Source organism: Polaribacter litorisediminis (assembly GCF_019968605.1).
Taxonomy (GTDB): Bacteria; Bacteroidota; Bacteroidia; order Flavobacteriales; family Flavobacteriaceae; genus Polaribacter; species Polaribacter litorisediminis.
Map to the genome: position 1 here is coordinate 1743880 of NZ_CP082966.1, position 20364 is coordinate 1764243.

General features: G+C 30.9%; 14 protein-coding genes. 12 read left to right on the forward strand and 2 right to left on the reverse strand.

Annotated features, from left to right (window positions below; translation table 11 throughout):
* Positions 1-27: 27 nt before the first annotated feature.
* The 12 genes from K8354_RS07525 (at position 28) to K8354_RS07580 (ending at position 16904) form a co-directional block, all read left to right on the forward strand.
* Complete coding sequence (locus tag K8354_RS07525) at positions 28-1269, forward strand: IS110 family RNA-guided transposase (RefSeq protein WP_223446902.1); 1242 nt, start codon at positions 28-30, stop codon at positions 1267-1269.
* A gap of 159 nt (positions 1270-1428) precedes the next feature.
* The gene (locus K8354_RS07530) at positions 1429-2853 is read left to right on the forward strand and encodes an ArnT family glycosyltransferase (protein WP_223446904.1); all 1425 of its coding nucleotides are present in this window, start codon (positions 1429-1431) and stop codon (positions 2851-2853) included.
* 194 nt (positions 2854-3047) lie between these two features.
* On the forward strand, positions 3048-3398 hold the full coding sequence (rplS, locus tag K8354_RS07535) for a 50S ribosomal protein L19 (protein WP_223446906.1): 351 nt from the start codon (positions 3048-3050) through the stop codon (positions 3396-3398).
* A 1166-nt stretch (positions 3399-4564) separates the two neighbouring features.
* On the forward strand, positions 4565-6784 hold the full coding sequence (locus tag K8354_RS07540; protein ID WP_223446908.1) for an NADP-dependent isocitrate dehydrogenase: 2220 nt from the start codon (positions 4565-4567) through the stop codon (positions 6782-6784).
* Between the two features lie 99 nt (positions 6785-6883).
* Positions 6884-8131 (forward strand): efflux RND transporter periplasmic adaptor subunit, encoded by a 1248-nt coding sequence (locus tag K8354_RS07545; protein WP_223446910.1) that lies wholly within the window; start codon positions 6884-6886, stop codon positions 8129-8131.
* Between the two features lie 7 nt (positions 8132-8138).
* Positions 8139-9512, forward strand: coding sequence for an ABC transporter permease (locus tag K8354_RS07550; RefSeq protein WP_223446912.1), 1374 nt, complete (start codon positions 8139-8141; stop codon positions 9510-9512).
* Between the two features lie 2 nt (positions 9513-9514).
* A complete protein-coding gene (locus tag K8354_RS07555; RefSeq protein WP_223446914.1) occupies positions 9515-10969 on the forward strand; it encodes a TolC family protein in 1455 nt (484 codons plus the stop codon).
* Between the two features lie 86 nt (positions 10970-11055).
* Positions 11056-13425, forward strand: a complete 2370-nt coding sequence (locus K8354_RS07560; protein ID WP_223446916.1) for a TonB-dependent receptor — start codon at positions 11056-11058, stop codon at positions 13423-13425.
* A gap of 4 nt (positions 13426-13429) precedes the next feature.
* A complete protein-coding gene (locus K8354_RS07565) occupies positions 13430-14263 on the forward strand; it encodes a DUF4249 family protein (RefSeq protein ID WP_223446918.1) in 834 nt (277 codons plus the stop codon).
* A 142-nt stretch (positions 14264-14405) separates the two neighbouring features.
* Positions 14406-15218 (forward strand): N-acetylmuramic acid 6-phosphate etherase, encoded by an 813-nt coding sequence (murQ, locus tag K8354_RS07570; protein WP_223446920.1) that lies wholly within the window; start codon positions 14406-14408, stop codon positions 15216-15218.
* Entirely contained in the window at positions 15215-15475 is a 261-nt protein-coding gene (locus K8354_RS07575; RefSeq protein WP_223446922.1) for a DUF6095 family protein, read from the forward strand. The genes murQ and K8354_RS07575 overlap by 4 nt, the downstream gene beginning before the upstream one ends.
* Positions 15476-15995: 520 nt before the next feature.
* Entirely contained in the window at positions 15996-16904 is a 909-nt protein-coding gene (locus tag K8354_RS07580) for a hypothetical protein (RefSeq protein ID WP_223446924.1), read from the forward strand.
* Between the two features lie 34 nt (positions 16905-16938).
* On the opposite strand, the gene K8354_RS07585 is transcribed toward K8354_RS07580, so the two are convergent.
* Entirely contained in the window at positions 16939-18339 is a 1401-nt protein-coding gene (locus K8354_RS07585) for an OmpP1/FadL family transporter (RefSeq protein ID WP_223446927.1), read from the reverse strand.
* A gap of 319 nt (positions 18340-18658) precedes the next feature.
* Entirely contained in the window at positions 18659-20350 is a 1692-nt protein-coding gene (ettA, locus tag K8354_RS07590) for an energy-dependent translational throttle protein EttA (RefSeq protein WP_223446929.1), read from the reverse strand.
* Positions 20351-20364 lie beyond the last annotated feature (14 nt).

Here is a 20364-nt window from a genome sequence, read left to right on the forward strand (position 1 = left end):
GATTATTTTGCGTTGAAAACACAGACCATGGATAAATCAATCAGTTTTGAGCAAGTTGTAGAAAAAGGTTGTGGTATAGACATCCACAAAAAGATTTTAGTAGCGACAATTCGAGGGACAAACATTACAGAAGAGACTCGTAGTTTTGATAGTTTCACAGAAAACATAGAAGAACTTCGAGATTGGCTTTTGAAAAATAAAGTTACTCATGTAGCTATGGAGAGTACAGGTGTGTATTGGAAACCTGTTTTTAATATTTTGGAAGAAAACTTTGAGGTTATTTTAGTCAATGCCCGCCATATTAAAAATGTGCCAGGTCGTAAGACCGATAAAGCAGATAGCAAATGGATTACAAAGTTACTTTTGAGTGGTTTGTTACGAGGCAGTTTTATCCCTCCCAAGCACACCAGAGAGTTACGAGATTTAACAAGGTACAGGAGAAAACTTACGGGTTATATTGCTTCGGAAAAAAATAGACTTCAAAAGATATTAGAAGATGCGAATATAAAGTTATCAAGTGTTGTCAGTAGTATGAGTGGTGCTACAGCCACAAAGATTATCAATGCAATGATTGATGGCGAGGATAATATAGATGAGTTAATGAAATTTCGTCATGGAAAACTTGCTTGTAGCAAGGAAGATTTAGCGAAATCTTTAAAAGGGTGTTTAACCGAACATCATAAATTTATGTTAAGTACTATTAAGTCTTGTATTGTAGAAAAACAAGCCACTATAGAAATGTTGGATTCACGTATCGATGTCCATTTAAAGAATAACGAACAAAATTTGTCTCTTGAATTGTTACAAACAATTCCAGGAGTAGGTAAAGATGCGGCATCAGGAATATTAGCAGAGATTGGCAATAATATGGATCAATTTCCAAGCGAAAGGCATTTAGCTTCTTGGGCAGGAATGAGTCCAGGAAATAATGAAAGTGCAGGTAAAAAAAAAAGTAGTCGCACAACCCATGGCGATAAATATTTAAAAGTATTATTAGTACAATGTGCATGGGCTGCAACAAGAACAAAGAACACTTATTTAAGAAGTAAATACGACAGTTTGGTAGTTAGAAGAGGTAAAAAAAGAGCATTAATAGCAGTAGGACATAAGATCCTTGTCGCAGCCTATTTTATACTAAAAGACCAAGTGGCTTATAAAGATTTAGGTGTAGAGTTTTTAGACAATAAGAGAAAAGTAAATCAAATACAACATCATATCAAGCGATTAAAGGAGCTAGGTATTGATACAGAACAATTACAAGTTGCATAAAGGTCGATTTTTACTGGAGGTTGAAATATCCTATCAAAAATAGGAAACCCCGAAAATGAAACTGACAACAAACGCTAAGCACACAGCAGTAAGCCATAGAGCTTGAAGATGAAAATTTAACTTTCTTGGTGTTTGCAACTATTTTTTAAAACACTCATTATGAGAATAAAACAGAATTATAAACAGATGAAAAAACTCATCAACAAAAAACATTTTTTTTTGATTTCAATTATCATTTTAATTATTTGGCGAGCTTTTTTAAATGGGGCAATTCCATTAATGGATAAAACAGAAGCACGTTATGCAGAAATTGCCAGAATTATGGCAGAAACAAACGATTATATTACACCTCAAATAGATTACGGAATTCCCTTTTGGGCAAAACCACCGCTTTCAACTTGGCTCTCGGCATTAAGCTTCGATGCTTTTGGTGTTTCAGAATTTACTGCCAGATTACCTTACCTTTTATTTAGTATTTTATTAGTTTTTTTAATAGGAAAATACGCCACAAGGGAGAAACTTCCATTTTTTCTACCCGGCTTTATAGTGCTTACAATTCCCCAATTTTTTATTCATGCGGGCGTTGTTTCTACCGATACTTTACTAGCTTTTTCTGTAGCATTAGTCATGCTATCTTTTTGGGAAGCCATCACCAATCCTGAAAATAAAATCTGGAAGTATGCAATATTTGTTGGTTTCGGTATTGGTTTATTAGCAAAAGGCCCTATCGTCTTTATTTTAACCTTACCCCCTATTTTTATGTGGGCATTAATTTCAAAATCATTTAAAAAAATATTTTCTACAATTCCAATTATTTTAGGAATATTAATGATTACCGCAGTAGCTGGTCCATGGTATTATTTAGCAGAACAAAAAACTCCAGGTTTTATTGATTATTTTATTGTAGGAGAACATTTTAAACGTTTTTTTGATAGTAGTTGGTCTGGAGATAAATATGGTTTTCCAAAACAACAACCTTTGGGAATTATTTGGATTTTTCTTTTGCTATTTGCGATGCCTTGGATACAGGTTGTAATAGGTAAATTATGGAAAAACAAAAAACAATTATTTTCTAATAAATGGATTCTTTTTTTGGGCGCTTGGCTAGTTTGGACACCTTTATTTTTTACGGTTTCCAAAAGCTTAATTCATCCTTATATTTTACCAGTTATGATTCCCATTGCACTTTTAGCCGTTTATTTTTGGAAAGATATAAAACAAAAAGCATTCATTATTACGGTTAGTTTAATTGTTCCTGTTGCATCAATGATTACTTATAGTATTGGTTTATATGATAATAACATTGAAAATTATGCCAATTCAGATAAATATTTAATACAACATTGTGAACAAAATAGCAGTGAATTATACCATTTTAACACTAAAAGTTATTCAAGTCAGTTTTATAGTTCAGGAAAAGTAAAATCTATTCATTTGAATGAATTAAAGACCATCATAAAAGAAGAAAATAGATTCTATTTTATTATTTCTAAAGGTGATGAAGAAAAAATGAAGTCCTTATTATCTGAAAACTTTCAATTAATTGATGGAAATAGAAAAAAAAGGCTTTATTTACATCCATAAAAAAGTAAAATCAGAAGCTTAAATTTTAAAATGCAAATTCATTATAGTTTATGATGCATATAAAACATTCGGTAAAATAAATTTAAATAATTTTACTCTTATTTTATAAACTTTTTATTACTTTTGCAACCGGAAAAATAACCTCTGACGAAAAAATCGTGAACGTTGTTTTACAAAACTATAAATTATAAGATATGGAATCTTTAATAAAATTTGTTCAAGACGAATTTATAACAAAAAAGGAATTTGCAGAATTTACTGCGGGTGATACAATTACAGTGTATTACGAAATCAAGGAAGGCGAAAAAGTACGTACTCAGTTTTTTAGAGGTGTAGTAATTCAAAGAAAAGGAGTTGCAGCTTCTGAAACATTTACAATCAGAAAAATGTCTGGTACTGTTGGTGTAGAAAGAATTTTCCCTGTAAACTTACCTTCTATTCAAAAAATTGAAGTTAATAAAAGAGGTAAAGTACGTAGAGCTCGTATTTACTACTTTAGAGGTCTTACTGGTAAAAAAGCTAGAATTACTGAAAAAAGAAGATAATCTCTTTTTAAAAAGTTATATGATAAAGCGTTGTGAAATTCACAACGCTTTTTTTTTATTCAAACAACGTTGCGTTTACATTCCTTTGTTCACAAATGTTCATAACTATGGTTAATATTATGTTGATTTCTAGTTAATTAAAAAAAACTGCTAATTCACATACGCTGATTCCATTTATATTGATTTTACAATTTAACTGAATGAATTCCATTTTGGACATATAATGCCGTAATAAATCGTTTCTTTTTCGCTTTCTTTTTTAAAAAAAATTATTGTAACGAAAGATATCCAATTATTTAAACGCCATCATAAATCTAAATCGATATAACAGATCATTGTTGTCCGATAAAAGATAAAAAGACCGCTTTCGCTGTTAGAGTAAAGAACAAAGACTTGAATGTATCTAACTGAAAAACAATATTATTAAGATTTTAAATTTTTCGATACATCATAAATTCTAAAGCGGTTTTAAAAGCAAGGTATACTACTTTAAAGGCTCTTCAAAATCAATACTATCAATACTTTAAAACATTTTAGCTAATTTTAATCGGACAACACTAATAATACCATTTTAGACATCTAATGCCGTAATAAATCGTTTCTTTTTCGCTTACTTTTTATTAAAAAAAATGACCGTAACGAAGGCTTCGCTAATTGTTTTTTAATTTCAATGAACCAAAAAATAATTCAATTTATTTACACGGCATTTAATAACTAAATTGGTATAAAAGATATAAAATTGAAAAAATGTAAATTTATACGTGAACGTTCTTTAAATTGATGCTCCTTAATAGTGCATTTTTGAAAGATGTATCACTTTAAAAAAGAATTCTTTTACAAATGTTATTAAAAAAATAGAGAAAGATAATTTCTTCCGAAAAAAGAATTGTACCTGTATTCTTATCTATTTTAAATTCTTAGAAAATAATCTCAAAACTATTTAAAAAAAATTATATCGTGACCAGTATTTGTTTGATATGGTTTTATATTTTTCACTTCTTCGAAATCGATTTCAAAAATTATAATAAATGCAATAAATCGCCTTAATTAATAGCATTTTACCAATAAAAATGCCAACTTAAATTCATAAATTTGTTCGCTTTCAAAACAATATAGTTTTCTTTAGAAAGTATATTATTCTTACAATTATTTAAAATACAATTTACATGAGCAAAACAGCTAAAATTATATATACAAAAACAGATGAAGCTCCAGCTTTAGCAACCCGTTCTTTCTTGCCAATTGTAAAAGCATTCACAAAATCTTCTAACATAGAATTTGAAGTTAAAGATATTTCTTTAGCAGCTAGAATTCTTGCAAATTTTTCTGATTATTTAACAGAAGAACAAAAAGTTGAAGATGCTTTAGTTATTTTGGGAGATTTAGTTAAAAATCCAGAAGCAAATATTATAAAATTACCAAATATTAGCGCTTCCGTAGCACAATTAAAGGCAGCTATTGATGAATTACAAACCTTAGGGTATGCTTTACCTAATTTCCCTGAAGATCCTGAAACAGAGGAAGAAAAAAATATTTTAGCAACGTATAACAAAGTAAAAGGTTCTGCCGTAAATCCAGTCTTAAGGGAAGGAAATTCAGACAGAAGAGCTCCAAAAGCTATTAAAAATTACGCTCGTAAAAACCCACATTCTATGGGTTCTTGGAGCCCAGATTCTAAATCGCATGTAGCAACCATGTCTACTGGTGATTTTTTTAGTAACGAGAAATCGATTACTATAAAAAAACCTACATCTATAAGCATACAGCATATTGCAGAAAACGGCGCAGTAAAAGTTTTAAAAGAAAGCTTTGCCTTATTAGAAGGAGAAATTATTGATGCTACTATAATGAGTAAGAAAGCATTAATCGATTTTTTAGAAGAAGAATATGAAGATTCTTTAGATAAAAATGTATTGTTTTCGTTGCACATGAAAGGTACAATGATGAAAGTAAGTGACCCTATAATTTTTGGTCATGCAGTAAAAGTATTTTTCTCTGACCTATTTAAAAAACATGGAAAGACTTTTAAAAAAATCGGTGTTGATGTTAATAATGGTCTTGGAAATCTGCTCAGTAAATTAAGTGAATTACCAAAAGAAAAACGAGATGAAATTAGAGAAGATTTAAGATATGCTTTTGATCACGGCCCTGAAATAGCGATGGTAAATTCTGATAGAGGAATTACTAATTTGCATGTACCTTCAGACATCATTATAGATGCTTCTATGCCTGCCATGATAAGAACTTCTGGTAAAATGTACAATTCACACGGAAAATTACAAGATACCAAAGCAATTATTCCTGATAGTTCTTATGCCGGAATTTATGCAGCGACGATAGATTTTTGTAAAAAGAACGGCGCTTTTGATCCCACAACTATGGGAACAGTTCCTAATGTTGGTTTAATGGCTCAAAAAGCAGAGGAATATGGTTCTCATGATAAAACTTTTGAAATTGCAAAAGCAGGAAAAGTAATTGTGGTAGATGATACCACCGGAAAAACTTTAATAGAGCATGCCGTAGAAGAAGGAGACATTTGGAGAATGTGCCAAACGAAAGATTTACCAATTCAAGATTGGGTAAAATTAGCAGTTACAAGAGCAAGAGCTTCTAAAACTCCCGCGGTTTTTTGGTTAGATAAAGACAGAGGTCATGATGCAGAAGTGATTAAAAAAGTTAAAAAATATTTACAAAATCATGATACCGATGGTTTAGATATCCGAATTTTATCACCGATAAAAGCTACCGAGTTTACCCTAGAAAGAATTGTAAAAGGACAAGATACGATTTCTGTTTCGGGTAATGTTTTGCGTGATTATTTAACAGACTTATTCCCTATTTTAGAAGTAGGTACTTCTGCTAAAATGTTATCAATAGTTCCTTTAATGAATGGTGGCGGTTTGTTTGAAACTGGCGCTGGTGGTTCTGCTCCAAAACATGTACAACAATTTTTAGAAGAAAACCATTTACGTTGGGATTCTTTAGGTGAATTTTTAGCACTAGCAGTTTCTCTAGAACATTTAGGAAACACCACGAATAATCCAAAAGCGCTCGTGTTGGCAGAAACCTTAGACGAGGCAACGGATACGTTTTTAGAACATAATAAATCACCATCAAGAAAGGTAGGTGAAATAGATAATAGAGGTTCTCATTTTTATTTAGCATTATATTGGGCTCAAGGTTTGGCGAATCAAAATAAAAACATCGAACTAAAAAATGAATTTACGAAGTTAGCAGAATCTTTAAGTAAAAATGAAGATAAAATAGTTTCTGAATTAAATGAAATTCAAGGTAATCCTGTAAATATTGGAGGTTATTTTATGCCCAATGAAGAACTAGCCAACCAGGCTATGAGACCCAATAGCACTTTAAACAGTTTTTTTTAGTTAAAGTTTTACATAAATTTTCTTAAAATATTAACAAAAAGAGTGCTATTTAGCACTCTTTTTTTAGTTAGTTTTGAATCCTAATCAATCTATGAACCAATGAACAAGAAGCGTATTGCCATTTTTACTTCTATAGGATTAATTCTAATTTACTTTATTTACAGCTATTTTTCACCCGCAAAAGAAGGTGATATTTACATTACTACAAAAGTAAAAAAGGGAAATTTTATTAGTGAAGTCATTACTTCTGGCGAAGCACAATCAACTAGCCTGAAAAAAATTAACGGTCCAAGTAATCTTAGAAAATTCCGACTCAATAATATTAAAATTCAAGATTTAGTGGCTGAAGGTAGTATCGTTAAAAAAGGTGATTATGTTGGAAGGCTAGATCCTAGTGGCGTAAATGAACAAATTTTAGATGCGCAATTAAATTTAGAAACAGCCGAATCTAAATTTACACAACAACAATTAGATACGACTCTTTCATTAAAACAAGAAAGAAATGCCATAAAAGATTTACGTTTTAGTATGGAAGAAACCTCATTAGAACTAAAACAATCTATATATGAGCCACCAGCAACTATTAAAAAACTAGAAATAAATCTAGAAAAAGCTGAGAGAGATTTAAAAGAGAAGCTAGAAAACTACAAGATTAAAAAGAGACAAGCCAATGCAAAAATGGTTGAAGTAGGTACACAAGTATCTAAAATTAGAAAAAAATTAGATGATTTATTAAAATTACTAAAATCTTTTACCATTTATTCTGATGGAAATGGTATGATTACTTATGATAAAGAATGGGATGGTACCAAGAAAAAAGTAGGTTCTGATATTAGCCCTTGGAATCCTACGATTGCCAGTTTACCAGATTTAACAAAAATGGAATCTAAAACCTACGCAAATGAGGTTGATATCAGAAAAATAAAAAAAGATTTGCCTGTAAAAATTGGTTTTGATGCATTTCCTGATATAGAAATGGATGGAATTGTAACTGATGTTGCTAATGTTGGTGAAAATAAAAGAGGTTCAGATATAAAGGTTTTTCAAGTTTTGATAAAATTAAATGGATCTAATACCAATATAAGACCTGGCATGACAACCTCAAACAAAATATTAACTTTTGAAAGAAAAGATGTTTTAAGTGTTCCTTTAGAAGCTATTTTCTCTAAAGATTCAATTACCTATGTTTATAAAAAGACTGGGTTTTCTGTAGCTAAAAAACAAGTGAAGATTGGCGATTCTAATAACGACTCTGTTATAATTTTAGAAGGCTTAACAGCAGAAGATGTTGTATATTTAAACAAACCAGAAGGTTTAGATGATGATCAAATAGCAAAATTAAATTAGTTTTTTTATGATTGATAAAATCTATATAGAAAAACTAAAATCTAATTTTAGCGAAGCTGTACGTGTAATTTTAGCCAATAAAGTAAGAACCTTATTAACATCTTTAGGTATTATTTTTGGTGTTGCTGCAGTGATAACAATGCTTGCAATTGGTAGTGGTGCAGAAAAAGAAATTTTAGCACAATTAGAGTTGGTGGGTGTTAACAATATTGTTATTACCCCGATTCCGGATGAAGCAGAAAATGAGAATACTGAAGATGAAACAGATGCCGGTGGCATTTCTCCCAAAAGGTTTTCTAAAGGTTTAGATATGTTAGATGTGAATAGCATCAAAAAAAATCTGCCCTCGGTAAAAAAAATAAGTCCAGAAATTATTCTAGAAACCTACGTGATTAAAAAAGGAAGGCAAAGTCCTGTAAAATTAATTGGTGTTTCTTCAGACTTTTTTGCTACCTCAAATATCGATATTGAAAGTGGTAAAAACTTTTCTGATGCACAAATAGCGTATTCTTTACCCGTTTGTATTATTGGTAAAAAAATTGAGAAAAAACTATTTACTGGAGAAAGTGCTATTGGCAAACAAATAAAAGTGAAAGATGTTTGGTTACAAGTTATTGGTGTTATCGAAGAAAAATTTATATCAGAAAATGCTCAAGAAAATTTAGGAATTCGAGATTTAAACCAAGATGTTTATATACCCATTACTACTTTCTTAGTGCGTTATAAAGATCGTAAAATTATTAGTGATAAACCTATAGAAACTGGAGGTGGTATGATTTTTATCAGTGGAGATCAACAGGGTCCAAAAAAGAAAATTCCTAGAGGTAATTATCATCAAATCGATAAATTAACGATTCAAGTAAATAATTCAGCAGAATTAAATTCAACTGCAGATGTATTAAGCAGAATGCTTAAAAGAAGACATAATGATATGTTGGATTTTGAGATTTCTATACCCATCCAACTTTTAAAACAGCAACAAAAAACCAAGCAGATATTTAATATTGTTTTAAGTATTATTGCTGGTATTTCTTTATTAATTGGCGGTATAGGAATTATGAATATTATGTTGGCGTCTGTTTTAGAGCGAACAAAAGAAATCGGAATTATTAGGGCAATCGGCGCTACCCAAGAAGATGTTATTCTGCAGTTTTTAACAGAATCTGTTTTGGTAAGTATCGGAGGCGGTATTGTTGGAATTTTACTAGGCATTTTTGCCTCCTATATTTTAGAAATAACCACTGGCATAGAAACTATTTTAACTTTAAGTTCCATTCTACTTTCTTTTTTTGTTGCCACCCTTATTGGATTAATTTTTGGCATTGCGCCTGCAAAATCTGCTGCGAGTAAAAGCCCTATTGAAGCTATTAGACACGAATAACTATGAAAAATATTTTAATTACTTTTTGTTTTTTACTATCTATTTACACACATAGTCAACAACAAATTACATTAGACCAAGCTATTGAAATTGCTCAAAAAAAATCTCCTGAATACAAAGCGCTCATCAATCAAAACCAGGCTAGTTATTGGAGATTTAGAAATTTTAAAGCTAGTTTTTTACCACAATTGCGTTTAGATGCTACTTTACCTTCATACTCTAACTCTATCAATAGGCTTACCAATGATCAAGGTGAAGATATTTTTGTACAAACCAATCAATCTAGATTGCAAGGAAATTTATCTTTAAACCAAAATTTAGGTTTTACAGGGGGTACATTATCTTTTAGTTCTCAAGTAGAAAGAGTCGATCTTTTTACAAATGATGCAACTAGATTTGCAGTAGTTCCGTTTTCTATAAACTACAGGCAAAATTCTATCTTTTACAATGAGTTTAAATGGAATAAAAAGATTGAACCCTTACTTTATGAAGAAGCGAAAAGAGATTTTATTGAAGGTATGGAAGCTATTTCTCTTAACACTACCAGAAGGTATTTTGCTTTACTAAAAGCACAAGTTCAAGCAAAAATTGCACAATCTAATTTTTCTAATCAAGATACTTTATTTCAAATTAGTAAAGGAAGATTTAAAATGGGTAAAATTGCTGAAAATGATTTATTGCAAATTGAATTATCCGTTTTAAATTCTAAAAATGAAGTAACCACTAACGAAATTGACATCAAAAGAACCTCGCAAAACTTAGCCCGGTATTTAGATTTAGAAACGGAAAACCTTTTGTTAAACGCCCCCAAAGAATTATCAATATTTACAGTTACAGTAGAAAAAGCTTTAGAGGAAGCTAAATCGAATAGAAAGGCAGTGATTGAATTTAGAAGAAGACGTTTGCAAGCCGAACAAGATGTGGCAGAAGTAAAAGGTAATAATAGACTGCAACTGCGTTTAAATGCTAATTTCGGAATTTCGCAACAAGGTGATGATTTTAATAACTTGTTTCAAGATTATAATCAACAACAAAATGTATCGATTTCTGTGGGAGTTCCTATATTAGATTGGGGGGTTTCTAAATCTAGAAGAAAATTAGTAGAAGCGAACAAAGATTTAGTAAACACCAATGTTGAACAAGATGAACAAGAATTTGAACAAGAGATTTATTTACATACGTTAAACTGGAAAAATCAACGTAACTTTTTAGAAATTGCTCAAAAAGCACAAGAAATAGCTACAAAAAGATACGATATTACTAAAAAGCGTTTTATTTTAGGTAAAATTACGATAACAGATTTAAACATCGCTTTGCAAGAAAAAGATAGAGCTGCTTTAAGTTATTTGAATTCTTTAGAAAAATTTTGGACTGATTACTATACCTTAAGAAGATTAACATTATATGATTTTATCAAAAATGAAAAAATTGAAGTTGCGGATTTAATATATGATTAATCTCTTTATTTTAACATTTTCTTACGATTTTATAATAGTATTTTTGTAGATAAATTCAATGAATTCATTCAACAAAAAATAACAATTTGAAAAAGATTTACTTTCTATTTTTTTTACTATCGCTTTCTATATATAGCCAGGAAAAATTTACAGTCAGTGGCACTGTTTACGATGATATCAGCAACGAAACCCTCATTGGAGTATCTGTATATTTTCCAGAATTAAACGCAGGCACAACCACGAATGAATATGGTTTTTATTCGATCACAATTCCTAAAGGCACTTATAAAGTTCAAATTAGTTACTTGGGTTTTACGACCATTATTGAAACTATCAACTTATCAGAAAAATTAATCAAAAACTTCAATTTAAAAGAGGCATCTGAGAGTTTAGATGAAATTATTATTGAGGCTGATATTGAAAAAATAAATGTTCGTTCTCCTCAAATGAGTGTCAATAAATTAACATCGGCAACCATTAAAAAAATTCCCGTTGTTTTGGGCGAAGCTGATATTATTAAATCTTTGATTTTATTACCCGGCGTTACGAGTGCTGGTGAGGGCGCCTCAGGATTTAATGTAAGAGGCGGAGCTGCAGATCAAAACTTAATTTTATTAGATGAAGCTATTGTTTTTAATTCTTCACATTTATTTGGTTTTTTCTCGGTTTTTAACCCTGATGTAATTAAAGATGTTAAACTATATAAAGGAGGAATTCCTGCTCGTTTCGGAGGAAGATTATCATCCGTTTTAGATATTTATCAGAAAGAAGGAAACAGTAAAGAGTTTAATGTAAATGGTGGCATTGGCTTGGTTTCTTCAAGATTATTAATAGAAGGCCCCATTGAAAAAGAAAAAAGTTCTTTTGTTGTGGCAGGTAGAGCCTCTTATGCGCATTTATTTTTACCGCTTTTTGACAATGATAATAAGGCCTATTTTTACGATTTAAATGGTAAATTCAATTATCGTATTAATGATAAAAATAATGTATTCTTATCTACTTATTTTGGAAAAGATATATTTGGAGTGAGTGATAGCTTTGTGAATGAATATGGTAATAATGTCTTAAACTTGCGTTGGAATCATCTTTTTTCTGATAAAATTTTCTCTAATTTATCTTTAATCTATTCAGATTATTTCTACGGATTAATTCTTGACTTTGTTGGTTTTGAATGGGATTCTGGTATTACAAACTACAATTTAAAATATGATTTTAAACATTATTTAAATGATAAATTTACATTGAGTTATGGTATCAATAATATATACAACAGATTTAATCCTGGCGAAATTATTCCTAATAGAGAAGATTCAGGCATTCAGCCAGAAAAATTAATAGACAAATATGCCAACGAGTTTGCAGTTTATTTAGATGCTGAGCACAAAGTAAGCAACAAATTAAATTTACAATATGGTATTCGTTTTAGTAATTTTACACGTTTAGGGCAAGATGAATTAAATGTTTACGAAAATAATCAAGCGGTTATTTATAACGCAGAATTTAAAAAATATGAGTCCGCAGAAGCAATTGCCACAGAATCTTTTAAAAGAAGCGATGCATTAGCGACCTTTAGTAATTTTGAGCCAAGATTTTCTTTGTCTTATGTGCTGAATGATGCTACCTCAATAAAAGCAAGCTATAACAGAATGGCGCAATATTTACATTTGCTAACCAACACTGCCTCTCCTACTCCATTAGATGTTTGGGCGCCAAGTGGTCGTTTTATAAAACCCCAATTATTAGATCAATATGCGTTAGGATATTTTAAATCCATCAAAAACAGTGATTATTCTTTAGAAACTGAAGTTTTTTATAAAGATATTCAAAATAGAATCGATTATATAAACGGTGCAAATTTAGTTGCCAATAACGAGATTGAAACTGTAATTTTAAACGGACAAGCAAGAGCTTATGGTTTAGAGGTTTTATTCAAAAAGAATGTAGGAGATTTTCAAGGTTGGTTTGCATACACTTTATCAAGATCAGAACAACAAACTTTAGGCAGAACAGCTAACGAGCCGGGTATTAATAATGGTGAATGGTATCATTCTCCTTTTGATAAAACACATGATATTTCTGTAAATACAAGTTATGAGTTGTCTAAAAAATGGTCGTTAAATGCCAACTTTTTACTACAAACTGGCCAACCTACAAATTACCCTGTTGGGCAATATGAAGTGCAAGGTTTAAATGTTCCTATTTTTGATGATAATAGAAGAAATGCAGATAGATTGCCAGCCTATCACAGATTAGATGTATCTGCTACTTTAACCCCTGATAAAAATAAAAATAAAGAATGGCAAGGAGAATGGGTTTTTGGCCTCTATAATGTATATGGAAGACAAAATGCGGCTTCTATCAATTTTAGACAAAATACAGAAACCTTTAGAAATGAAGCAATTCAGACTTCTATTTTTGGTTTAGTACCCTCTGTAACCTACAATTTTAAATTTTAAAGCCATGAAAAAGAGATATATACTACCTTTATTAATGCTAATCTTTTTTGCTAATTGTGAAAAAGTAGTTGATATTGATGTACCTTCTATCGAACCAAAATTAATTATAGATGCTTCTTTTGAAGTGTATTTTGATGAAAGTCCAGTAACAGCAAATACAACTGTAAAATTAAAATTATCTGCCGATTATTTTGATGAAGTCATTCCAACCGTTACCAATGCTACTGTTTTTGTGACCAATTTATCAGACAATACGATTATTAACTATGCTGATACCAATGCAGACGGAAGTTATGAACCCATAACAGCGTTTATCCCACTTGATAATACAGCGTATGAATTAACTGTAATTCATGATAATGAAACCTACAAAGGAAAAGCTACAAAAATAAAATCTACGCCGTTAACAAGTGTTGTTCAAGGAGATGAAACTTTATTTTCTGGAAATGAAACCGAATTAAAAGTAGATTTTACGGATGTAGGACCCGAAGAAAATTTTTATTTATTCGACTTTACAAATAATTTATTTACCTCTATTGAAGACCGTTTCTTTAATAATGTGGATTATAATTTCTCTTATTTTTATGGTGAGGATGATATTGATTTACCAACTGTGGTCACTATAAAAATGTCGGGAATGTCTAAAGACTATTACACTTATTTTAGAATTTTGGTAGGTCAGAGTGGTCAAAATTCTGGAGGTCCTTTTGAAACTGTTCCATCTTCTTTATTAGGTAATATGATCAATACCACAAATGACGATAATTTTCCTTTAGGCTATTTTCATATTGCAGAAACTGATACTTTTACCTTAGTTTTGGTTGATAAAAATGAATAGTAACGAGCTGTATCCTTTAAATATTATCCGCTTAAAGTACTTCGATATTTTATATTTTAGAACATATTTTTTTTACTACTACTTTCTTAAAAGGTTTTTAAAATTTTAAGCTAAAATTGTAAAAAATCACTATTTTTGAGAGATGACTTTTATAAAAACAACAGAACAAGATTCTAAATACAATCATCTAGAAATGATGTCTGTATCTTCATTATTAAGAAATATAAATCATGAAGACAAGGAAGTGCCTATGGCAGTTCAAAAATCTTTACCACAAATAATAAAATTAACGGAACAAATTATCGCTAAACTTAAAAACGGCGGAAGACTTTTTTATATTGGTGCTGGTACTTCGGGTAGATTGGGTATTTTAGATGCTTCTGAATGTCCACCAACATTTGGCGTTTCTCATGAATTAGTCATCGGATTAATAGCAGGAGGCGATAATGCCATTAGAAAAGCCGTTGAATTCGCTGAAGATTCTAAAACACAAGGTTGGTTAGATTTACAAAAACATAAAATATCAGATAAAGATGTGGTGGTTGGTATTGCTGCTTCAGGCACAACCCCTTATGTAATTTCTGCGTTAGAAAAATGTAATGAACATCATATAATTACGGGTGCTATTTCTTGCAATACCAATAGTCCGTTATCTGCCGCTTCGCAATTTCCTATTGAAGTAATTGTAGGACCAGAATTTATAACAGGAAGCTCTAGAATGAAAGCAGGAACCGCACAAAAACTCGTTTTAAACATGATTTCTACCGCAACCATGGTTCAGCTTGGTAAAATAAAAGGCAATAAAATGGTTGATATGCAATTATCTAATGATAAATTGGTAGATAGAGGAGAAAAAATGTTAGTTAATGAGCTTCATATCGACCAAAAGACGGCAAGCGACTTGTTAAAAGAGTTTGGAAGTGTTAGAGAAGCTATAAAAAATTATCAAAAATGAGTACAGATGTAAATTTATTGGGAAAAGCCTTGATTAAACTTGGCTTTCTTTTATTATTATTTATTGCTTCGCCAGTTTTATTAACAATGAGTTTTAAAGCTATTGATAAATTTAATGAAGCTCCAAACCTATATTTTGCATATGTATTTGTTGTGTTTAGTATTTTACTCTTGATTTTTACAATTTATTACGCTTTTAAAACTTTTAAAACTTTGCAAGACGCTTTTTTTAATGACGATAAGAAAATTAATGGTTAGTAATTGCTGAAGTTCAAATCAAATTCAAGTGAAGTTAATGATGCAACTATAATAATTGGGGTATCCTGATACGATTGTTAGACCCGCTTATTGGTGAAATTCTAGTAAGGGTTTACACAAATTTGGTATTGGTGAAGAACATACTATTAAAGCTAGACATTCAGCACTTCTTTTATTAAAAAAAAGTAAAAAAGATTTTGAAAATATAATTATCTCTGAAAATTCACTATTTAATATTCTAAAAAAAACATCAATTTATATACCCAACAAATTGTAAAGAAGTTTTCCTATCTTAAAATAATTTCAAGTTTAATTTTAAAACTTTAATTTCATAATCTACTTACTTTAGATTTTCTACATTCCACAAATCAAATAACACCTTATTTATTAGTTATTTACACTTTTATATTATTTCTGCTTAACCTATATTATATTTTTTGGCATGCTCTTTGAAATTACAATATCCAAACGCGAAAGTCGAAAAGCATAAAGAGTAGACAAAACCTTAAAACCAGATATTATGAAAAAAGGGATACTTATTTTACTAGCAATGTTCATGATGGTTTCTACTGTTGAAGCCAAAAAAGACCACAATTTTCCAAACAACAATAGGTTTTATTATTCTTATGACAATGCCGTTAACTTTGTTGAAAGAGATGTAGAATTCTTCATATTTCCGAATGGTGAATTTGATTTCGATGTATTAAGCAATAATCGATTCAATTTAAATATTGATAGAAATTTTAGAGGACAAATTAGAAGAATTGGTACAGTTAGAATTTCTTATGATCGATTTAATAATGTAACTAGAATTGGAAATATATTTTTAAGTTATAATAGAGGTCGACTAATTAGAGTTGGAAACTTAAGAGTTAATTATAATAGATGGAATGAACCAATTTTTAGCGGATTTGTTAGAGACAACTATTATTTTGATAATGGCATAAGATTCAACTTAAATCTTGGAGTAACCTATAATTTTAACGATCGTTTTTTCTATGGAAATAACTTTAGGACAAATTACACTCAATTTAGAGAAGATAGAAATTTCTATTATTACAAATCAAATCCGAATGCAAGCATAGGAAAAAGAAGTACTATTTTAAAAAGAAGAAAACAAGTTTCTGTAAACAATGGTGCAAGAAGTACAGCCACTAGAAATTCTAATCAATCTTACAGAAAACAGACAAGAGGCATTGCTATAAAAGAAGGTAGAAACGAAACTACCGCTGATAAAAGAGCAACTAGAAACTCTGTTACACCAGGTAAACAACCTACTATAAAAAGTAAAAGAGAACCTATAAATCGTGAAAATAGAATTAAAAAAGATGCTAGAAACATCCAACCGACTAAGGGTAATTCAAATAGAAAAATAGAAAGAAAATCGATACATAAAAATACAGAAGTTAAAAAAAGACTGCCTTTTTAGGCAGCCCTTTTTTAACTTTATTTATATAATGCTTTTATTGTTTAAAGGTATACGAAACGCCAAACTGAATCATACTTGTAGTCATTTCATACCCAATCATACTTCCAGGAATAGCTCCTAAAGGGTTGGTATTTGCATTCCAAGGACCTCCCATAACATCTGGAGTAGGATCTAGCATGCTCCCTTCAGTTTTACCATCACTCGTTCCATAATGATATACACCATTTAACATTAAACTATCCGTTAATGGATAACTAAAGCCAAATTGGAAAGCATTTGCAATGACAGCCGTTGCAGGAATAGAGAAAAATGCCAATTCGTTGGCAATAGGATTGCTACTATTTGTATATCCTATTCTTAAAGGTAACTTTTCAATTCCTTTATATTGTAACCCTATTGAAATAATATTGATATTTTCCCATCCAAATCCTTTTACTGCTCCTGTTGGAAAATTTGCGCCAGGACCACTTGTTGCAATTTCCCATCCATTATCTGCAAAACCATCAGTGTTTTCATAATCTACCATTCTATAATCAATAGCGAAATCAAAATCACCTTTTGAATATCCTAAACCAAATGATAAAATTGCCGGATAATCCATATTGAATGCTGTATCAGGCGCTGAAGTGCCATTTAAATAGGTGTTCTTAAACTCTAAATCTGAAAAAGATTGTGCAGTTTTATAGGATGCTCCTAACTTAAATCCCTTTGGAGAGTTGTAAAACATTCCAAATTGCGCTCCAAAACCAAGCGAACTCGCTTTATCAGAAGTTGGATATCCCAAAGTTTGACTTGGAGATGATAGCGGACTAGGAGCCAATTCTAACGCCGCATAATTAAATGTAGGTTGTACACCAATAGAAAAAGTTTCAGTAATTTCATAAGACCACGTAAACCCCACTTGCAAAAGCATATAATCAGATTCTACATGACCAAAACCTCTGGCCGCCTGAGGATAATTAACAGGATTTGAGTTTTCTAATGGATTAAATGCAGAACTCATCGGATTGTTTGCCTCTTCAGGAAAAGTAACTCCAAAACCACTAATACCAAAAGCAGAGACACCAAAAGTATGCTTGCTATCTTCTTTTCCCCAAACCATAGCGATTGCAGGCATAAGAGAAATACCTCTATCATCTTCTGTAACGCCAGATACACCAGGTGCTCCAGGGCCTAACATTCCAGCTGGTAGGCTTGAACTTAATTCTGGCGAAGAAGAAAAAAATCCAATATTAAAATCTATTATTTTACGATCAAAAGTAGAAATCGTTGCCGGATTCCATTGCAACGCTCCAGAAATATCTAGCGGCTGCGCTGTTGATGCACCTCCCATAGACATGTTTACAGCTCCTACACCTTGCATAATATGACCAGTTTGTCCATAAACTACTGCTGAAAGAAATAAAAATGCACATTTTAAAAAATATTTTTTCATAATTTCATTGTTTTTAAAAGTTAATTAAGCTCTAAATTTACTTATTACTATTCAACTTTTATATGACAATCATCATGAAAAATGATATGATGCAAATAAGAAAAAATAAGACAAACTAAACTACTATGACCTTGAAGTCCATAGGTTTAAAATCTGACTAAAGTCAGCAATACGTGATTACTCGAATGAAAGCAACCTATTAGTGAGTTTTTATCTATACTTTTTTAACTGAAAGAAAACTCAATAAAGGTTTTTAGAAGCTAAAGCGAGATGCACACTAAAGTACATAGTTTTAACCATATTTGAGACTAATAAAAAGTTAACGAATCAATTTTTTATATTTTATACGTTTCGGCATTAAATCTCCACCCAAGCGTTTTTTCTTATTTTCTTCGTAATCAGAGAAAGAACCTTCAAAGAAATAAACTTCACTATTGCCTTCAAAAGCTAAAATATGAGTACAAACCCTATCTAAAAACCATCGATCGTGACTAATGACCACGGCACAACCTGCAAAATTTTCTAAACCTTCTTCTAATGCTCTTAATGTATTTACATCTAAATCGTTTGTGGGCTCATCTAATAAAAGCACGTTTCCTTCTTCTTTTAAAGTCATGGCTAAATGCAATCTATTTCTTTCTCCTCCAGAAAGTGTGTCCACTTTTTTATTTTGCTCACTTCCAGAAAAATTAAAGCGACTTAAATACGCTCTAGAATTTACTTGCTTCCCTCCCATCATGACTAAATCTTGTCCGTCAGAAAAGTTTTCCCAAATAGATTTATCAGGATTTATATTTGAATGTGCCTGATCTACATAGGCTATTTTTACTGTATCACCGACCTTAAAACTTCCTTTATCAGGCTTTTCTTCACCCATAATCATTTTAAAAATTGTGGTTTTACCAGCACCGTTTGGCCCAATAATTCCAACAATTCCTGCTTGTGGCAAATTAAATTCTAAATTATCATATAATAATTTATCACCAAAAGCTTTAGAAACACCGTTTGCTTCAATTACGTTGGTTCCTAAACGAGGTCCATTAGGAATATAAATTTCAAGTTTTTCATCAACTTGTTTTTGATCTTGGCTCAATAATTTATCGTAGTTCTTCAAACGAGCTTTTTGCTTTGTTTGACGACCTTTTGCTCCTTGGCGAACCCATTCTAGTTCACGCTCTAATGTTTTTTGACGTTTAGAAGCCGTTTTACTCTCTTTCGCCATTCGTTGAGATTTCTGATCTAACCAAGAAGAATAATTTCCTTTCCAAGGAATTCCTTCTCCTCTATCTAACTCTAAAATCCAACCCGCAACATTATCTAAAAAATATCTATCGTGCGTTACGGCAATTACGGTTCCTTTATATTGCGCTAAATGGTGCTCTAACCAATGCACAGACTCTGCATCTAAATGGTTTGTTGGCTCGTCTAACAATAAAATTTCTGGCTCTTGTAATAATAATCTACACAATGCAACACGTCTTTTTTCACCTCCAGAAAGCACACTAATTTTTTTATCAGGCTCTGGAGTTCTCAAGGCATCCATGGCAATTTCTAATTTGGTATCTAATTCCCATGCATTTGCAGCCTCAATTTTATCTTGTAATTCTGCTTGTTGGTTCATTAGTTTTTCCATCTTATCGGCATCAGAATACACTTCCTCTAAACCAAACATGTCGTTTATTTTGTTGTATTCATCTAAAATTGCAACCGTTTCAGCAACCCCTTCTTTAACAATTTCTAAAACTGTTTTCTCAGGATCCAATTTTGGTTCTTGCTCTAAATAACCCACATTATAACCTGGAGAAAAAGTTACATCACCTTGAAAATTCTTTTCTACACCTGCAATAATTTTTAATAAAGTTGATTTCCCAGATCCGTTTAAACCAAGAATCCCAATTTTTGCACCATAGAAAAAACTTAAATAAATATCTTTTAAAACTTGCTTCCCTGTAGATTGGTAAGTTTTAGAAAGTTTATTCATTGAAAAGATTACTTTCTTATCATCACTCATTATTGTTATTTTTT